Here is an 18,429-nt window from a genome sequence, read left to right on the forward strand (position 1 = left end):
CGCAACGCCGAAGCACTGCGGGCCACGATCCTATCTACAGCGAGCTTTAGCGCTTCAACGCTGCGCGCGCACGCGCGATCAGCGTGGACGTCGACGAGTCATGCTTGGCCGGATCGGCGCTTGCGGCAGTGATATCGGCCTCGACGACTTTGCCGAGAATCTTGCCGAGCTCCACGCCCCATTGATCGAACGAGTTGATGTCCCACACCGTGCCCTGCACGAGCACCTTGTGCTCGTAGAGCGCGATGAGCGCGCCGAGCGTTTGCGGCGTGAGCGCGTCGAGCATGATCGTCGTGGTCGGCCGGTTGCCGGGGAAGCTCAGATGCGTCGCGAGTTCTTCCTTGCCCGGACCCGCCACTTTCTTCGCTTCTTCCAGCGTGCGGCCGAGCATCAGCGCCTCGCTCTGCGCGAAGCAGTTGGCGAGCAGCTTCGCATGATGATCGACGAGCGGATGTTCCGGCGTCAGCACCGCGATGAAGTCGATCGGAATGATCGTCGGGCCCTGATGCAGCATCTGGAAGAACGCGTGCTGGCCATTCGTGCCCGGCTCGCCCCAGATCACGGCGGCGGTCGGATAGTCGACCATCTTGCCGTCGAGCCGCGCGGACTTGCCGTTGCTTTCCATCTCCAGTTGCTGGAGATACGAAGGCAGATAGTGCAGCGCCTGCGAATACGGCGCGACCAGATCGCTTTGCGAGCCGAAGAAGTTGCGATACCAGATGCCGATCATCCCCATCAGCACGGGCAGGTTCTTGTCGAGCGGCGCGGTGCGGAAATGCTCGTCCATCGCCGCCGCGCCCTGCAGGAGCGCGTCGAAATTCTGCGGCCCGACCGAGAGCATGATCGAAAGACCGACCGCCGACCACAGCGAATAACGGCCGCCGACCCAGTCCCACATCTCGAAGACGTTTTCCTTGGCGATGCCGAACTTCACGACCTCGGCCGGATTCGCCGATACCCCGACGAAATGCTTCGACAGTTGATCTTCAGGACAGCCGGACTTCAGGAACCAGTCGCGCATCGAGTGCGCGTTGGTCATCGTTTCGAGCGTCGTGAAGGTCTTGGAGACGACGATCGTGAGCGTCTCTTCGGCATCGACTTGCTGAAGGACGTTCCAGAGATCGGCGCCGTCGACGTTCGACACGAAGTGCGTGTCGAGATCCTTCGATGCGAGATGATGCAGCGCATGCACGACCATCTTCGGCCCGAGGTCCGAGCCGCCGATGCCGATGTTCACCACGTGCCGGATGCGTTTGCCGGAATAGCCTTTCCAGGAGCCGTCGCGCACGCGATCGGAGAAGGCGGCCATTTTGGCCTTTTCCTTCTGCACCTGTTCGTAAAAGGGGGCGTCGGGCGATTGCGCGCGCAGCGCGGTATGGAGCACCGCGCGCTGCTCCGTGATGTTGACGATATCGCCACGGAACATCGCGTCGCGGCGTTCGGTGACCTTGGCCTGTTGCGCGACCTCGACGAGCAGCTTCAGCGTTTCGTCCTTGACGCGGTTCTTGGAGAAGTCGATTGCGAGGCCGCCGCCCTGGAAGGTGAGGCGCTCGGCGCGCGTCGGCGCGGTGTCGTTCTGCGGCGCAAACCAGTCGCGCAGGCGCTCGCCGGAAATGGCATCGTAATGCGACTGGAGCGCCGACCAGGCAGGAAGCGAGTTCAGCATCGAGTTTTGGGTCATGAGCGGTCCGTTAGTCTGAGGGTGACAGAGGAATACGTTCGTGCGATTGCGGCTCGGCGCGCCTGTGCGTGTCGTGTATGGTGAACGCAAGTGAACGCGACTAAACGGCCGCGGTTGCCCGAATCAAAAAGAGTATAGCGACGATGCATGAACGGATGCTTGCAAAGCGTCACATCGCCTTCGCAGGTCGTCAGCTTCGCGCGTGTTCGGCGTAAAAACGCCGGTTGATGAGCTTGCGTACCGCCGGCGCCAGTTCACCCGCCGTCAGCCCCGCCGGACCGATGCCGTCGTCGGTTAGCGTCTGCGCGGCGAGACCGTGGAGATACACGCCCGCGAGCGCGGCTTCGTAAGCGGGCAGTTTTTGCGCGAGCAATGCGCCGATCAATCCGCCGAGGACGTCGCCGGTGCCGCCGGTCGCGAGTCCGGCGTTGCCGGTCGGATTCACCGCGACGCGGCCATCGGGCGAGGCGATCACCGTGCCCGAACCCTTCAGCACCGCGATCGCCCCATAGCGCGCGGCCAGCTGACGCGCGGCGGCGATGCGATCGGCCTGAACCGCTTTTGCGTCGGTTTGCAGCAGACGCGCCGCTTCGAGCGGATGCGGCGTCAGGATGCACGGATCGCCCTGTGCGCCGCGCGCCGCGACGGCGGACGCGAGCGCGTCGTCTTTCGCGATGAGATTAAGCGCGTCGGCGTCGAGGAGCTTGGGCACGTCTAGCGCCAGCGCGTGTGCGAGGATCTGTTTCGCGCGCTCGCCCGCGCCCATCCCGCAGCCGATCGCGAGTGCGTCCATCTTGTCGAGCGCGAAGCCGCCGGCGCGATGCAGCATCAGTTCCGGATGCGGCGGGTCGTAGGGCGGAAAGCCTTCGCCCACGAACGCGACATGCACCTTGCCCGCGCCGCCGTACAGCGCCATGCGCGCCGCGAGAACCGCCGCGCCACACATGCCTGTGTCGCCGCCGATCACCGCGAGCGAGCCGAACGTGCCCTTGTTGGTCGCGTTGTCGCGCTGCGGCATGCATACACCGAAAAGCGCGGGCGCATTCAGCACGATCGACGGCGCGGCGCTCGCCTCGACATCCAGCGTCGATACGAAAAGACGTCCCGTCAGATCGCGGCCTTGCGACGTGAAATGCCCCGGCTTCGCGCCGATGAACGTGATGGTGTCCGTCGCGCGGACAGCTTCGCCGCCGTTCACGGGCGCGCCGGTGTCGCTGTTCAGGCCGCTCGGAACGTCGAGCGCGAGCACGCGGCCCGCTGAGCGCGCACGCCGCGTGAGACGCGCGGCCACATCGGCGAACACGCCTTCGAGCGGGCGACTCAGGCCGATGCCGAACATGCCGTCGACGAGCCAGCCGAAACCGTCGAACGTCGCGGGCGGCTGGGCGTCGATCGGCACGCCCGCCGCGCGCGCCGATTCGAGCGCCCAGCGCGCGTCGTCCGGCTTCACTTCGACTGGCATGCACACGCGCACGGCGACGCCCGCGCGATGCAGGCGCTCGGCCATCACGAGCGCGTCGCCGCCGTTGTTGCCGGGGCCCGCCACGAGCCACACCGGCAACGCGCGGGCGTCCGGAGAATGTTCGGATGCATCGATCAGGCATTGCGCGGCGGCCGCGCCCGCGCGCGCCATCAGCGTGTGAGGCGGCAGCGCGGCGGCTGCGCGTGCTTCGAGGTTGCGCAGCTCGGCGAGCGTCAGAAGCGCGAGCGGTTCGTCGCGCGGAGTGAACCAGGGTGAGCGGGCAGCGGTCATGGCGGCGGACGGAAGGGCGTTGCGAGATTCGAGTCGTCGGAACCCCGCGCGCGCAGCAACCGTGCCCGCCGCTAGAAGCGTTCGACACTCAGTGCGGCAAGTGTATCGGCCGGGAGATCGGGCGTGACGCCGGAAACGAGGTCCGCGACCACTTTAGCAGACCCGCAGGCGAGGCCCCAGCCCGCCGGACCGTGCGCCGCGTTGACGAACAGGCGCGGATGCCGTGTCGCGCCGACGATCGGCAGCCCGTCGGCGGAAATCAGACGCAGCCCTTCCCACGCGCGCGCGGCGGAAACACGCGCCGCGCCCGGAATCCAGTCGTGCGTGCCTTGACCGAGGATGTCGAGCGCACGGCGCGAAAGCGTCGCGTCGAGCGGTTTATCGGCCTTGGACGCGCTCTGGAACACACCCGCGCCGGCGACGCGCAGCCGCTGACTTACGCGCGTCATCGTGATGCGCTTGATCGAATCGACGACCGTCAGATGCGGCGCGCGCTCCTCGTACGCGACGGGCGCGGTGAGCGTGTGCACGCGCAGCGCAAAGAGCGACGACACCGACTTGATGCCGCCGATGAGCCCCGGCGTGCCGACGCCCGCCGCGACGACGATCGCATCGGCCGTGATCAGCTCGACCTCGGCGTGGCGCTTCCTGCCTTCGTTCGGATCGGCGAGTTCGACCGCGGCGCGCGCGCCCTCCAGACGCACCGACGCCACTGCGCGCTGCATGCGGAACTGCACGCCGTCGTCCTCGAGCACCTGCTTCAGTTGCTTGGTGAAGAGCGGGCAGTTGGCGGTGCGCTCCTCGGGCAGCAGCACGCCGCCCGCGAATTCGGGGTAATCGGGCACGGAAGGCTCGACCGCGACGCATTCCTCGGGCGTCAGTACCCGATACGGCACGCCGCAGCCTTTCAGCAGGTCGATGGCCGTTTGCGCCTCCTCGAGCTCGCGCGGCTGGCGGAACACATGCAGCATGCCGCGGCGCTGTTCGAAATCGAGCTCCAGACGGCTTTCGATGGACGCGAGCACGCGCCGCGATTCGTCGACGAGCGGCTGCAGATGCGCGTACTGCGCGGCGAACGTTTCGGGATCGCGCAGTGTCGCGAGTTGCTTGAGAAAATCGCGCGCGGCCGCGTCGAAGCCGGTCTTGACCGCCATGCCGCTTTGCTTCGAGCGGCTCGACGCCATGAAGGTCGGCCCGAACCAGACATCGAGCGGCGAGGGCAGGAGCGCGCCGCCCTGACCATAAGTGGCGCCTTGCGCGACGGTCGCGTGGCGCTCGATCACGCAGACGCGGTGTCCGGCCGCATGCAGCTGATACGCGGTGGCGATGCCGGCGATTCCTCCGCCGATGACGATGACATCCATGACTTTTTGTGCCCGAAGGCGCGAGATTGCAGTGGTGCGCGGCGTGACGCGCGGGCGGAAGCGCCCGATGCCGCGCGCCTTGACGATGAAACCACGGGTCCGGCGGCGCGACCCGGCGCGCCCCGTACCCGAAGAAAGCGCGCCATGATAGCGCCAAAATCGTTTGCCAGGGACGGGCAAACAGCCCACACATGCGGCCTGCGGGCAGTTGCGTCGCGCACGGCCATGCGGGCGCAGGTCGATTTCGGGATGCGCGGCGCGGCGCCCGGCGTTGCCGGGCCGCTGCCGCGCGGCGCTCGGACGGACCGCCCGGGCCGATTTCGAGACGCATCCGGGGTATAATCGCGGTCTTCCTTTCGCCTCACGCCGTATCGCGTGCTCGAATCCGAATTTGCGAATTTCTGAATTTGCAAACAGCGAGCGTCGCGCGAGCGGCACACAGACGTCATCGACGCACCGTCACAATGGCCCACTTCTCGTGTTTCCCCGGCGCTTCGGCCCTCTCCGATTTCCGTCAGACCCGCCTCCTCGAAACGCTCGCCCGCATCGACGCGAATATCGTCGGCGTGCGCGGCCAGTTCCTGCATTTCGTCAACGCGTCCGAGCCGCTCACGGACGATGACAACAGCCGTATCGAGGCGCTGATGCACTACGGCGCGCCGTTCGAGGAATCGAAGGAACGCGGCCACGTCGAGAGCTTCATGGTGGTGCCGCGCTTCGGCACGGTCTCGCCGTGGGCGAGCAAGGCGACCGACATCGCGCATCATTGCGGGCTCGACAAGGTGCGGCGCATCGAGCGCGGCGTCGAGTACTCGGTGATCATGAAAAGCGGCTTTCTCGGCGGCAAGAAGGCGCTGTCCGACGAAGCCCGCGCGGCCGTCGCGGATGCGCTGCACGACCGCATGACGGAAAGCGTCGCGGCATCGCGTGAACAGGCGCTGCATCTGTTCGACGAACTGCCCGCCAGGCCGCTGCAGACCGTCGACATCATCGGCGCGAGACACAAGGCGCTCGAGGCCGCGAACGCGGAACTCGGCCTCGCGCTCGCCGACGACGAAATCGACTATCTGGTGAACGCGTTCGAAGGCCTGAAGCGCAATCCGACCGATGTCGAGCTGATGATGTTCGCGCAAGCCAACAGCGAGCATTGCCGCCACAAGATCTTCAACGGCGAATGGACCATCGATGGCGACAAGCAGGACATGTCGCTGTTCCAGATGATCCGCAATACGGAAAAGCTGAATCACGAAGGCACGATCGTCGCATATTCGGACAATTCGGCTGTCATGCGTGGCGGCGTCGCCGAGCGCTGGTTCCCGCGCGGCACGGACGAGCAGTATCGGCGTCACGTCGAACTGACGCATACGCTGATGAAGGTCGAGACGCACAATCACCCGACCGCGATTTCCCCGTTCGCGGGCGCGGCGACCGGTTCCGGCGGCGAAATCCGCGACGAAGGCGCGACGGGCCGTGGCGCGCGTCCGAAGGCCGGTCTCGCGGGCTTCACCGTGTCGAACCTCGATCTGCCCGACGCGCGCGAAAAATGGGAGAACGCGCGCGACTCCGCCGTGCCGCTCGCGTCGCGCAATCCGGCCGACCAGCACGAGCCGTATGGCAAGCCCGAGCGCATCGCGTCGCCGTTGCAGATCATGATCGACGGGCCGATCGGCGCCGCCGCGTTCAACAACGAATTCGGCCGGCCGAATCTGGGCGGCTATTTCCGCACCTACGAGCAGAACGTCGCGGGCCGCGTGCGCGGCTATCACAAGCCGATCATGATCGCGGGCGGCATCGGCAATATCTCGGATCAGCACACGCACAAGAACGATCTGCCGGCGGGCACGCTGCTGATCCAGATCGGCGGGCCGGGCATGCGTATCGGCATGGGCGGCGGCGCGGCATCGTCGATGGCGACCGGCGCGAACACCGCCGAACTCGACTTCGACTCGGTCCAGCGCGGCAACCCGGAAATCCAGCGCCGCGCGCAGGAAGTCATCAACACCTGCTGGCAGATGGGCGAGGGCAATCCGATCCTGTCGATCCACGACGTCGGCGCGGGCGGCATCTCGAACGCGTTCCCGGAACTCGTCGATGGCGCGGGCAAGGGCGCGCGCTTCGATCTGCGCAAGGTGCAACTGGAAGAAAGCGGCCTGTCGCCGCGTGAAATCTGGTCGAACGAAGCGCAGGAGCGTTACGTGCTCGCCATTTCGCCCGCCGATCTGCCCGCGTTTCAGGCGATCTGCGAGCGCGAACGCTGCCCGGTGGCCGTCGTCGGCGTGGCGACGGAAGAGCGTCAACTGAAACTGATCGACGAGGCCAACGACGGCCAGGAGCCCGTCGACATGCCGATGGACGTGCTGCTCGGCAAGCCGCCCAAGATGCACCGCGACGTGAAGCGCGAGAGCGCGCAATTCACGCCCGTCGACGTGACGGGGCTGCCGCTGTCCGAAGTCGCCGTCGACGTGCTGAAGCATCCGACGGTCGCGAGCAAGTCCTTCCTCATCACCATCGGCGACCGCTCGGTCGGCGGCACGACCGCGCGCGACCAGTTCGTCGGCCCGTGGCAGGTGCCCGTCGCCGATTGTGCCGTGACGACGATGGATTACGCGGGCTACCGCGGCGAAGCGATGACGATGGCCGAGCGCACGCCGCTCGCCGTCATCGACGCGCCCGCATCGGGCCGCATGGCGGTGGGCGAGGCGGTGACGAACATCGCGTCGGCGCCGATCGAGTCGCTGAACAAGCTGAAGCTGTCGGCGAACTGGATGGCCGCGTGCGGCAGCGCGGGCGAAGACGCCGCGCTCTACGACACCGTGAAGGCCATCGGCATGGAGCTGTGCCCGGCGCTCGGCATCAGCATTCCGGTCGGCAAGGATTCGCTGTCGATGCGCACGAAGTGGCAGGACGCACGCGGCGGTGCGCGCGAGGTCGTGTCGCCGGTGTCGCTGATCATTTCGGCGTTCGCGCCGGTGGAAGACGTGCGCCGTCACCTGACGCCCCAGCTCGTGAACGACACCAACACGGTGCTGATCGCGATCGATCTGGGCCGCGGCCGCAACCGCATGGGCGGCAGCATCCTCGCGCAAGTGACGCAGCAGGTCGGCGACACGGTGCCCGATGTCGACGATCCCGAAGACCTCAAACGCTTCTTCAACGCGATCCAGGCGCTCAACGCCGATGGCAAGCTGCTCGCCTACCACGACCGCTCCGACGGCGGCCTGTGGGCGACCGTTTGCGAGATGGCGTTCGCGGGTCACGTGGGTGTGTCGCTGAACATCGACATGCTGACGCTCGACGCGGAGCACGAATCCGACTACGGCGACGCGAAGGACTGGGCCAAGCAGACGAGCGGCCGCCGCGAAGACCGTACGATCCGCGCGCTGTTCTCCGAAGAACTCGGCGCGGTGGTGCAGGTGCGCGCATCGGAGCGTGACGCGGTGCTGGCCGCGTTGCGCGAACACGGTCTGTCGGCGTGCTCGCATGTGATCGGCAAGCCGAACGAGAGCGGCGCGATCGAGATTTATCGCGATGCGAAGAAGATTTTCGATGCACCGCGTGTCGAGCTGCATCGCGCGTGGAGCGAGGTGAGCTGGCGCATCGCGCGTCTGCGCGACAACCCGGCCTGCGCGGACGCCGAATACGACGCGCTGCTCGATGCGGCCGATCCCGGCATCGCGCCGGTGCTGACCTTCGATCTGGCCGAAGACGTCGCCGCGCCCTTCGTTTCGACGCAGGCGCGGCCACGCGTCGCGATTCTGCGCGAGCAGGGCGTGAACTCGCATCTGGAGACGGCCTATGCATTCGACCGCGCCGGCTTCGACGCGCACGATGTCCACATGAGCGACCTGCTCGAAGGCCGCGCGACGCTCGCCGATTTCGCGGGCGCGGTTGCGTGCGGCGGCTTCTCCTACGGCGACGTGCTGGGCGCGGGCGAGGGCTGGGCCAAGACGATCCGTTTCAACCCGCGTCTTGCCGACATGTTCGCTGCGTTTTTCGGTCGCGCGGACACCTTCGCGCTCGGCATCTGCAATGGCTGCCAGATGATGTCGAGCCTGGCGTCGATCATCCCCGGCGCGGAGAACTGGCCGAAGTTCACGCGCAACAAGTCGGAGCAGTTCGAGGCGCGTTTCTCGCTCGTCGAAGTGCAGAGCTCGCCGTCGATCTTCTTTGCGGGTATGGAAGGGTCGCGCATTCCGGTCGCGGTCGCCCACGGCGAAGGCTTCGCTGACTTCTCGCAGCAGGGTGATCAGGCGAAGGCGCTCGTCGCGATGCGGTACGTCGATCATCGCGGCAATGCGACGGAGCAGTATCCGTTCAACCCGAACGGCTCGCCGCAGGGCATCACCTCGGTGACGACGCCCGATGGGCGCTTTACGGTGCTGATGCCGCATATGGAGCGTGTGCATCGTAATGTGCAGATGAGCTGGACGCCCGATGACTGGACCACTGACGGAAGCCCGTGGTTGCGGGTGTTTCAGAACGCGCGGCGGTTCCTCGGTTGAGGGGGTCGGACTTCGGCGGACCTTGCCGGATTTCGCCGGATCCCGTGATCGTGTCGGTCTATTAGCGTTGCCCCTGTGCGGGGCGGCACCTACTTTCTTTGCTGCTGCAAAGAAAGTAGGCAAAGAAAGCAGCCCGATACGCTCGCGGTCACACGCAATTTGGGTATCCTTCTCCTCGCTCGTGGCCTCTGTAGCGAGTGCCCTCATAGGCCACCTCGGGCTTGGACCGCGCACGGTCTGACACATCGCACCGCTCGCGTGGCTGGTTCAGCACGAAATGGCTCCGGCCCGCTACGCGGCCGACCGGTCCATCGGGTTTGCATGTGCTTCTGCGTTTCTCTTTTCTCGTCGGTTTCCCTTGCATACCCGACGGCAGCGCGTAGCGCTGTGCCGAAGCTATTTCGTGCTGAACCAGCGCGCTCAAACGACTAGCTCGTCAGATCGTGCGCGGTCCAAGCCCGAGATGGCCTACGAGGGCACTCGCTACAGAGCCCACGAACAACGAAAAGAACACTCAAATTGCGTGTGACCGCGGGCGTCTCGAGCTGCTTTCTTTGCCTACTTTCTTTGCAGCAGCAAAGAAAGTAGGTGCCGCCCCGCACAGGGGCAACGCCAATAAACCGACACGATTACGGGATCCAGCGAAAACGAAAGTCTGCCAGACACTCTGACGACTCTTCGATATCCTCACCATTGCCTCCCAGCAGTTTTCTCAAAATTACCAACCTGTAAGTTACAGGTATAGTGCCTCAGCGCGTCGTCATCAGACGCGTTGAATCACGGAGGAGAAATGAGGCAATTTCGAAAACAATGTTCAGGTATGCAAAATTTATTGTCAGCCGCGCTAATTGCGACCGCGTGTCTGATGACGACAGCCTGCGGCGACAGCTCTGACTCAAGCGCAACAAATCTGTCACCAACGGCCCGCGCAGCCGCCCTCGGCGAGAACCTGATGGTACGCGTCGAGATCGACGCCAACGATGCCGCAAAATCCGGCACGAACTGCGCCGACCTCGGCGCCGACTGGGCGAGCTGCGCACGCGGCAAGCTGATTCTCGAAAACACCGGCGGTCGCAGCCTCGCGTCAGGCGGCTGGACGCTATACGTACACAGCATCCGCCGCATCCTGATGGTCGAGCATCCCGGATTCGCGTGGAAACACATCACCGGCGACCTCTACGCGCTCACGCCGCGCGCAGGCGCGTTCGCGCTCGGCGCGGGCGAGCGCATCGAGGTGCCGTTCGTCGGCGAATACTGGTATCAGCGCTACAGCGACCTGTTGCCGCGCGCATACGTCGTCGCTGACGGCAATGCGACGCCCGCCATCCTCAAGCACAACGATACCGATGACGAAACGCAGTACGTCGACCGCATCCCGCCGAGCGCGGACGACGCAGCCGGGCTCGCCGCGACGCCCGCGCAAGTGCAGCGCGCCCGCGCGGAAGCCGCGCCGCCCTCTGCGCAGCAAAGCGCCGCGCGCGCCGTGCCCTCCGTGCTGCGCGAGACGGCGGGCGAGGGCGCGGCGCAGGTCGGCGGGATCGATCTGTCGGTATCGGGATTGACGTCGTCGCAAACGGCGGCGCTCAAATCGCGCGTGACGACGCTCGGCCTGAACGGCGCGGCCGTGCGTGTGAACGGGCAGATCGTTGGTGGCGCGCTGCCCGCCGATATCGCGCGCTCGGGCGGCTATCGCCTGACGATCGCGCCAGGCGGCGTGAACGTCGACGCATTCGACGCCGCCGGGCTCTTCTACGGCGTGCAGACGCTGCTGTCGCTCACGCCCGCGGGCGGCGGCAGCGTGCCGGCGATGACGATCGAAGACGCGCCGCGCTATGCCCTGCGCGGCATGCACGTGGACGTCGCGCGCAACTTCCGCCAGCCCGCCACGCTGCGCCGCCTGATCGACCAGATGGGCGCGTACAAGCTCAACCGGCTGCATCTGCATCTGTCGGACGACGAAGGCTGGCGCATCGAGATTCCCGGTCTGCCCGAACTCACCGACATCGGCGCGAAGCGTTGTCACGATCTCACCGAAACAACGTGCCTGCTGCCGCAACTCGCTTCTGGACCCGACAACCGTTCGGGCGGCGGCTATCTGAGCCGCGCCGACTATGTCGCGCTGGTGCGCTACGCGGCGGACCGGTTCGTCGAGATCATTCCCGAGATCGACATGCCCGGGCATTCGCGCGCCGCGGTCGTATCGATGGAAGCGCGCTACCAGCGTCTGAGCGCGCTGGGCAACACGGGAAGCGCGAGCGCGTACAGGCTGCTCGACCCGGCGGACACATCGAATGCGACGACGGTCCAGTTCTACGATCGCCGCAGCTTCATCAATCCGTGCTCGGCCGGCGCGCAGCGTTTCGCATCGAAGGTGATCGGCGAAATCGCGTCGATGCATCGCGAGGCCGGCGCGCCGCTTTCCGTGTGGCACTTCGGCGGCGACGAGGCGAAGAACATCCTGCTCGGCGCGGGCTTTCAGCCGCTCGACGGCACCGATCCCCGCAAGGGGCACGTGAATCTCGCGGTGCAGGACAAGCCGTGGGGACGCTCGCCGCAGTGCGCGGCGCTGATCGCGTCAGGCAAGGTGGCATCCGTTGACGAATTGCCGTCGATGTTCGCGCGCCAGGTGAGCCAGATCGTGCACGCGAACGGCATCGGCACGATGGCCGCGTGGCAAGACGGCATCAAGCATGCGAACGGTCCGCAGGATTTCGCGACGTCGAGCACCATGGTGACGATGTGGGACACGATCTTCTGGGGCGCGTCCGACACCGTGCAGACGCTCAGCAGTCAGGGCTACAAGACGGTGCTCGCCCTGCCGGACTATCTGTACTTCGACTTCCCGTACGCGTTCGATCAGCACGAGCGCGGCTACTACTGGGGGTCGCACGGCACGGACGGCTTCAAGACGTTCTCGCTCGCGCCGGACAATCTGCCGCAGAACGCGGAGATCATGGCCGATCGCGACGGCAATCCGTTCGAGGTGACGAGCGCGGGACCGGCGCCGCGCATCGAAGGCATTCAGGGACAAGCCTGGGCCGAGGTGATGCGTACGGACCAGCAGTTCGAGTACATGGTGTATCCGCGTCTGCTCGCGCTGGCGGAGCGCGCATGGCATCGGGCGGCGTGGGAGCGGCCGTACGCGCAGGGCGAGCGCTACAAGCTCGGTGAGACCGATAAGGTCGACAAGGCCGCGCTCGCGCAGGATTGGGCGAGCTTCCTGAGCGTGGTGCAGAACCGCGAGTTGCCGAAGCTGGGGCGCTCGGGTGCTGTCACGAGGGCGAAGCTGGGCGGTTGATGGCGCTGGAAAAGACAAAGCCGCCCGAGGGCGGCTTTGTCGTTGAATCGCATCGCGAAAGATCGCGAAAGGCGAGGGCGCTTACTTCACCACCGCCTTGTTCCGCAGACCCTCTTCGAACGTCTGCAGCTTTTCCTGCTGAATCTGCTGCGCGATCTGCGCCTTCACCTGCTCGAGCGGCGGCGGGGCGACTTCACGCGAATCATCCAGGCGGATGACGTGCCAGCCGAACTGCGTCTTCACCGGCTGCGGCGTCACTTCACCCTTTTTCAGCTTCTCCGCTGCTGCACCGAACTCGGGCACGTAAGCCGAAGGCGACGACCAGTCCAGATCGCCGCCGTTCTTGCCCGATCCCGGGTCCTTCGAATACTGCTTCGCGAGATCCTCGAAGCTTGCGCCGCCCGTGATCTTCGCGATCAGATCCTTCGCCTGCGCTTCGTCCTCGACGAGGATGTGATGCAGATGCAGTTCCTTGCCGCCGCCGTTCTGCTTGACGAGCTGGTCATAGCGCGCCTTGACCTCGGCGTCGGTGGGCGTGTTCTTCTTCACGAAATCTTCGATCAGCGCGCGCAGCACCACGGTCTGCTGCGCGACGGCGATTTGCGCCTTCACGTCGGGGCGCGACGCGATGCCTTCGCGCGCCGCTTCCTGCATCAGGATTTCGCGGTTGATGAGTTCCTCGCGCACTGCCTGCTGAAGTTGCGGCGAATCCTGTTGACCCTGCGCCACGAGCTGTTTCACGAGCGCATCGGCGCGCGACGTGGGAATCGGCGTGCCGTTCACGACGGCGATGTTTTGCGCAAACGCGGGAGCGGCCGCGAATGCAGCGAGCAACACCCAGACGCGGGTTTTTTTCAAAGTCATCGAAGGTTCCTAACTGAGCAGACTGACGCCTTCAAGGGCGAGATTTAAAGAGGCAAGGCTTGAGTGGTGAACCGCGCGTGTGTCTATTGGAATTGTTCGGCGAACTCCTGCGGCGTGTAAGCCCGGATCGCGAGCGCGTGCACGCCGCGCCGCATTTCCTCGGCCAGCGCATCATACACCAGTCGATGTCGCGCCACGCGCGCCCGGCCGGCAAAGCATTCCGCGACGATCGTCACCGTGTAATGGCTGCCCGCCGCCGCGCCGGCATGACCCGCGTGCGCGGCGCTGTCGTCGTCGATGTGCACCGAATGCGGTTGCAGTGCGGCGTTCAGGCGCGCTTCGAGGTGCGCGATCTTGTCCGCCGCCGATGCGGTCGTGAAATCGAACGATGCGCTCATTGCCCGTCCTCCTTCATGTATTTCGCGAGCCAGAAGCTTTGCGCGACGATGAATACGACGAGACACCCAGTCGCGCCGAAGAGCTTGAAGTTCACCCACTGATCGGTGGTGAAGTTATACGCGACGAACAGGTTCACGATGCCGAGCAACGCAAAGAACACCGCCCACGCGACATTCAACTGTCCCCAAACGCGATGCGGCAACACGATCTGCTTGCCCATCATCGCTTCGATCAGATTCTTTCTGAAGCCGATCTGCGCGACGATCAGCGCGAACGCGAAGAGCCAGTACAACGCGGTCGGCTTCCATTTGATGAAGGTATCGTTGTGCAGCACGAGGGTCGCGCCGCCGAACACGACGACCACGCCGAGACTGACCCACAGCATCGCATCGACCTTGCGATGCCGGAACGCAACCCAGGCGATCTGCACGAGCGTCGCGGCAATCGCGACCGCCGTCGCGGTATAGATGCCCCATACCTTGAATGCGACGAAAAAGAGGATGATCGGAAACAGATCGAACAGAAATTTCATTGGCGGCCGGAGATGATGGGCACCGGATGCGGTGCGGGGCGCGCGAGTGGCGAGCGCCCGACCGGAAAAGGTGCGGGCGTCGATGCGACGGAATGCGGAGCGCTACCGGGCGCCCCGTGCCGGACTCGCGCTTACTTGGGTTCGAATTGTAGCGCAGCCGAGTTGATGCAATACCGCAAACCGGTCGGCGCGGGGCCGTCCTCGAATACGTGGCCGAGATGCGCGCCGCAATTCTTGCACAGCACTTCGATGCGCAGCATGCCGTGCGTGCGGTCCGTTTTCTCCTGAATCACTTCGCCGTTGATCGGCTTGAAGTAGCTCGGCCAGCCGCAGCCGGCGTCGAATTTCGTGGCGGATTCGAACAGCGGCGTGCCGCAGCACACGCAGTCATAGACGCCGCGCTCGTCGTGATCCCAGTATTTGCCGGTGAACGGCCGCTCGGTCACCGCGTGGCGCGTGACCTGATACTGCATGTCGTCGAGTTCGCGGCGATAAGTGGCGTCGTCCTTTTGCAGCGGATAGCTCGTCGGGGTGTCTTCTCTGCTCATCTGTCGTTCCTTTGATGTGGCCGCAAGGCCCTGTATATGAGGGCGATCCTAAGAAGAACAACTGACTTCGAGATCGCCCGCCCAGTCCGGCGGCAGGCCGGCATAGGCCTCGTACTGGGGCTGTTCGTCGTACGGATGGCGCAGCACGTCCAAGAGGCGCGCGACTTCCGAAAAGTCCTTCTCGTTGGCCTGACGGATCGCCTGTTCCGCCAGATGATTGCGCAGCACGTACTTCGGGTTCACGCGATTCATCGCCTCGGCGCGCGCGGCGTCGTTGCGCGGCTCGTGCGCGAGCCGTTCGCGATACTGCGCGGCCCACGCATCGAACGCGGCGCGGTCGAGGAACAGGTCGCGCACGGGCGCATCGTGACTCGCGTCGGATTTCGAGAGCTTCGACAAGTTCCGGAACGTGAGCGTGAAGTCCGCGCGATTCGCATGCATGATTTCGAAGAGCCCGTTGGCGAGCTTGTCGTCGCCTTCGCGCTCGATATCGAGGCCGAGCTTCGCGCGCATTTTAGCGACGAGCGCGGGCGCGAAACGTTCCTTGTAGCGCTCCATCACCTTCTGCGCCTCTTCGACCACGCGCTCGGCGCGGCCTTCTTCCGGCAGGTTTTCACCGAAGAGCGGCACGAGCGCCTGCGCGAGACAAAAGAGGTTCCAGTACGCGACCTGCGGCTGGCGGCCATACGCATAGCGTCCCTGCGTATCCGAATGATTGCAGATGTGATGCGCGTTGAACGCGTCCATGAAGCCGAACGGCCCATAGTCGATCGTGAGGCCGAGGATCGACATGTTGTCGGTGTTCATCACGCCGTGGCAGAAGCCTACGCCTTGCCATTGCGGCATCAGATCGGCCGTGGAGCGCACAGCTTCATCGAGCAGCGCGAGGTAGGGATCGTCCTGCTCCCTGCAATGCGGATAGAAACGGTCGATGACGTGATCGGCGAGCTTGCGCAGATCGTCGATGCGATCGTTCGCGTAGAAATGCTCGAAGTGGCCGAAGCGCACGAAGCTCGGCGATACGCGCGTGACGATCGCCGCCGTTTCGATGGTCTCGCGGCGCACCGGCAGATCCGAGCCGATGACGGCAAGCGCGCGCGTCGTCGGGATGCCGAGATGATGCATCGCTTCCGAACACAGGAACTCGCGGATCGACGAGCGCAGCACCGCGCGGCCATCGCCCATGCGCGAATACGGCGTGCGGCCCGCGCCCTTCAGTTGCACTTCGACGCGCGCGCCGTCGTGCTGGACTTCGCCGAGCGTGAGCGCGCGGCCATCGCCCAACTGGCCCGCCCACACGCCGAACTGATGCCCCGAATAGACAGCGGCATAGGGCAACGCGTCGCCCGCCCAGTCGCGCGTCGGATTGCCGGCGAAGTACGTTGCGAATTCATCCTTTTCAGGACCGGTGGCGATATCCGGATCGAAACCGAGCGATTCGGCCATCTCCCGCGACAGGCCGATGAGGTAAGGATCGGGCACCGGCGCGGCGGGAAGGCGCGTGAGAAAAGCGCTGCCGAGCGCGGCGAACGAGCCCGGCAAACCGGCCTCGACCGCGCTCGCAATTTCGCGCATGGAACGCGCGGAGCGCGCATCGGCGGGCGTCTCGTCGCGCGCCGCGCGCACGGCATTGCTTGGGGAAAACGACATATTGAGCGCCTCTGAGTTAAACGATATTGTAATTCCGCGTCCGCGGGCCTGCAGGAGCGCGGCCGCCAACCCATCGAGGACATTGCCTATGACGTCGCCGCTCTACGGCCAGATGATGGAAGTACCGTTGCTCGCGTCGTCCCTGCTGTCTTATGCCTCGCGCCACTTCGGCGACAACGAGATCGTGTCGCGCCGCATCGAAGGCGATATCCACCGTTATACCTATCGCGATTGCGAAAAGCGCGCGAAGCAGCTCGCGCAGGCGCTGATCGCGCTCGGCGTCGAACAGGGCGAGCGCATCGGCACGCTCGCGTGGAACGGCTACCGGCATCTGGAGTGCTACTACGGCGTGAGCGGCATGGGCGCGGTCTGCCACACGATCAATCCGCGTCTCTTTCCCGATCAGATCGCGTTCATCATCGATCACGCGGACGATTCGTACGTCTGTTTCGACATGACCTTCGGCCCGCTCGTCGAGCTGATCGCGCCGCAGTGCCCGAACGTGAAAGGCTGGATCGCGCTCGGCGACGCCGCGTGCATCGGCGAGCATCTGTCGAACATGAGCGTGCCGGTGATGAGCTACGAGAGCCTGATCGGCGAGCAGGACGGCGACTACGAATGGCCGGTGCTCGATGAACGGCAGGCTTCGTTTCTCTGCTACACGTCGGGCACGACGGGCAATCCGAAGGGCGCGCTGTATTCGCATCGATCGACGGTGCTGCACGCCTACGGCGCGGCGCTGCCCGACGCAATGGGCGCATCGGCGAGCGATGCGATTCTTCCCGTCGTGCCGATGTTCCATGTCAACGCATGGGGCATTCCGCACGCCGGACCGCTCGTCGGCGCGAAGCTCGTGTTTCCCGGCAAGGACCTCGACGGCAAGTCGCTCTATGAATTGATGGAAGCGGAGGGCGTCACCTATTCGGCCGGCGTGCCGACAGTCTGGATGGGCCTGCTCGCCCACATGAAACAGCAGAACGTGCGCTTCTCGACGCTCAGGCGCACGGTGATCGGCGGCTCGGCGTGCCCGCCCGCGATGCTGCGCACCTTCGAGGAAGACTACGGCGTGCAGGTGATCCACGCGTGGGGCATGACGGAGATGTCGCCGCTCGGCACGCTCTCGCGCCTCTCCTTCAAGCAGAAGCAGCGCCCGCTCGAAGCGCAGCGCCAGTCGCTGGAAAAGCAGGGCCACGCGATCTGCGGCGTCGACATGAAAGTGGTCGGCGACGACGGCCGCGAACTCCCGTGGGACGGCCAGTCCTTCGGCGATCTGCATGTGCGCGGGCCGTGGGTCATCGACCGCTATTTCCGTCGCGACGACTCGCCGCTCATCGATGGCTGGTTCCCTACCGGCGATGTCGCCACCATCGATCAGGATGGCTTCATGCACATCACCGACCGCAGCAAGGACGTGATCAAGTCCGGCGGCGAATGGATCAGCTCGATCGATCTGGAGAACGTCGCGGTGTCGCATCCGCAGGTGGCGGAAGCGGCGTGCATCGCGTGCTCGCATCCGAAGTGGACGGAGCGGCCGCTGATCGTCGCGGTACTGAAGCCGGGCGCGACCGTGACGCGCGAGGAACTGCTCGCGCATTTCGAGGGCAAGGTCGCGAAGTGGTGGATTCCGGACGATGTCGTGTTCGCGCAGGAATTGCCGCATACCGCAACTGGCAAGCTGCAAAAAGTGCGGCTGCGCGAGCAGTATCGCGATTACGTGCTGCCGGGCGCGGCAGAGAATCCCGTTTAACGCCAATAGCCTTTTCAACGCCCCGGTCCGCGCGAGCGGAGCCGGGGCTTTCTGCCTTTCCAGCACCACGATGAGCGCGAATTCTTCAATT

The 18,429-nt window shown here is 65.3% G+C and carries 11 protein-coding genes; 3 read left to right on the plus strand and 8 right to left on the minus strand.

Going from position 1 to position 18,429, the window contains the following annotated elements:
- Nucleotides 1-46 precede the first annotated feature (46 nt).
- The 3 genes from pgi to NK8_RS07045 form a co-directional block, all read right to left on the minus strand.
- Complete coding sequence (pgi, locus tag NK8_RS07035; RefSeq protein WP_213228324.1) at nucleotides 47-1,681, minus strand: glucose-6-phosphate isomerase; 1,635 nt, start codon at nucleotides 1,679-1,681, stop codon at nucleotides 47-49.
- 190 nt (nucleotides 1,682-1,871) lie between these two features.
- The gene (locus NK8_RS07040) at nucleotides 1,872-3,434 is read right to left on the minus strand and encodes an NAD(P)H-hydrate dehydratase (protein ID WP_213228326.1); all 1,563 of its coding nucleotides are present in this window, start codon (nucleotides 3,432-3,434) and stop codon (nucleotides 1,872-1,874) included.
- 71 nt (nucleotides 3,435-3,505) lie between these two features.
- Complete coding sequence (locus tag NK8_RS07045; RefSeq protein WP_162065597.1) at nucleotides 3,506-4,798, minus strand: FAD-dependent oxidoreductase; 1,293 nt, start codon at nucleotides 4,796-4,798, stop codon at nucleotides 3,506-3,508.
- Nucleotides 4,799-5,262: 464 nt separating this feature from the next.
- Here NK8_RS07045 and purL point away from each other — a divergent pair, with 464 nt between their 5' ends.
- Together purL and NK8_RS07055 are read left to right on the plus strand one after the other, a co-directional pair.
- The gene (gene purL, locus NK8_RS07050) at nucleotides 5,263-9,300 is read left to right on the plus strand and encodes a phosphoribosylformylglycinamidine synthase (protein ID WP_213228328.1); all 4,038 of its coding nucleotides are present in this window, start codon (nucleotides 5,263-5,265) and stop codon (nucleotides 9,298-9,300) included.
- 865 nt (nucleotides 9,301-10,165) lie between these two features.
- Nucleotides 10,166-12,598: a family 20 glycosylhydrolase gene (locus NK8_RS07055; protein ID WP_213228330.1), complete on the plus strand. Its 2,433-nt coding sequence runs from the start codon at nucleotides 10,166-10,168 to the stop codon at nucleotides 12,596-12,598.
- An 81-nt stretch (nucleotides 12,599-12,679) separates the two neighbouring features.
- On the opposite strand, the gene NK8_RS07060 is transcribed toward NK8_RS07055, so the two are convergent.
- From NK8_RS07060 to NK8_RS07080, 5 genes are all read right to left on the minus strand, one after another.
- Nucleotides 12,680-13,462, minus strand: coding sequence for a peptidylprolyl isomerase (locus NK8_RS07060; protein WP_213228332.1), 783 nt, complete (start codon nucleotides 13,460-13,462; stop codon nucleotides 12,680-12,682).
- An 83-nt stretch (nucleotides 13,463-13,545) separates the two neighbouring features.
- Nucleotides 13,546-13,860, minus strand: a complete 315-nt coding sequence (locus NK8_RS07065) for a BolA family transcriptional regulator (protein ID WP_213228334.1) — start codon at nucleotides 13,858-13,860, stop codon at nucleotides 13,546-13,548.
- Nucleotides 13,857-14,393, minus strand: coding sequence for a septation protein A (locus NK8_RS07070; protein WP_061176127.1), 537 nt, complete (start codon nucleotides 14,391-14,393; stop codon nucleotides 13,857-13,859). The genes NK8_RS07065 and NK8_RS07070 overlap by 4 nt, the downstream gene beginning before the upstream one ends.
- A 131-nt stretch (nucleotides 14,394-14,524) precedes the next feature.
- Entirely contained in the window at nucleotides 14,525-14,941 is a 417-nt protein-coding gene (msrB, locus tag NK8_RS07075; protein ID WP_162065601.1) for a peptide-methionine (R)-S-oxide reductase MsrB, read from the minus strand.
- Between the two features lie 48 nt (nucleotides 14,942-14,989).
- On the minus strand, nucleotides 14,990-16,516 hold the full coding sequence (locus tag NK8_RS07080) for a YdiU family protein (RefSeq protein WP_213228535.1): 1,527 nt from the start codon (nucleotides 16,514-16,516) through the stop codon (nucleotides 14,990-14,992).
- A gap of 163 nt (nucleotides 16,517-16,679) precedes the next feature.
- Between NK8_RS07080 and NK8_RS07085 the strand changes: the two genes are divergently transcribed.
- Nucleotides 16,680-18,338: a 3-(methylthio)propionyl-CoA ligase gene (locus NK8_RS07085; RefSeq protein WP_213228336.1), complete on the plus strand. Its 1,659-nt coding sequence runs from the start codon at nucleotides 16,680-16,682 to the stop codon at nucleotides 18,336-18,338.
- Nucleotides 18,339-18,429: the final 91 nt, after the last annotated feature.

This window comes from Caballeronia sp. NK8, assembly GCF_018408855.1.
In the GTDB taxonomy this organism is placed as follows: domain Bacteria; phylum Pseudomonadota; class Gammaproteobacteria; order Burkholderiales; family Burkholderiaceae; genus Caballeronia.

What these genes read in the sequence shown, in the direction of transcription:
- pgi (WP_213228324.1), bottom strand. Translation starts at nt 1,681, where the DNA reads ATGACCCAAAACTCGATGCTGAACTCGCTTCCTGCCTGGTCGGCGCTC.
- NK8_RS07040 (WP_213228326.1), bottom strand. Translation starts at nt 3,434, where the DNA reads ATGACCGCTGCCCGCTCACCCTGGTTCACTCCGCGCGACGAACCGCTC.
- NK8_RS07045 (WP_162065597.1), bottom strand. Translation starts at nt 4,798, where the DNA reads ATGGATGTCATCGTCATCGGCGGAGGAATCGCCGGCATCGCCACCGCG.
- purL (WP_213228328.1), top strand. Translation starts at nt 5,263, where the DNA reads ATGGCCCACTTCTCGTGTTTCCCCGGCGCTTCGGCCCTCTCCGATTTC.
- NK8_RS07055 (WP_213228330.1), top strand. Translation starts at nt 10,166, where the DNA reads ATGACGACAGCCTGCGGCGACAGCTCTGACTCAAGCGCAACAAATCTG.
- NK8_RS07060 (WP_213228332.1), bottom strand. Translation starts at nt 13,462, where the DNA reads ATGACTTTGAAAAAAACCCGCGTCTGGGTGTTGCTCGCTGCATTCGCG.
- NK8_RS07065 (WP_213228334.1), bottom strand. Translation starts at nt 13,860, where the DNA reads ATGAGCGCATCGTTCGATTTCACGACCGCATCGGCGGCGGACAAGATC.
- NK8_RS07070 (WP_061176127.1), bottom strand. Translation starts at nt 14,393, where the DNA reads ATGAAATTTCTGTTCGATCTGTTTCCGATCATCCTCTTTTTCGTCGCA.
- msrB (WP_162065601.1), bottom strand. Translation starts at nt 14,941, where the DNA reads ATGAGCAGAGAAGACACCCCGACGAGCTATCCGCTGCAAAAGGACGAC.
- NK8_RS07080 (WP_213228535.1), bottom strand. Translation starts at nt 16,516, where the DNA reads ATGCGCGAAATTGCGAGCGCGGTCGAGGCCGGTTTGCCGGGCTCGTTC.
- NK8_RS07085 (WP_213228336.1), top strand. Translation starts at nt 16,680, where the DNA reads ATGACGTCGCCGCTCTACGGCCAGATGATGGAAGTACCGTTGCTCGCG.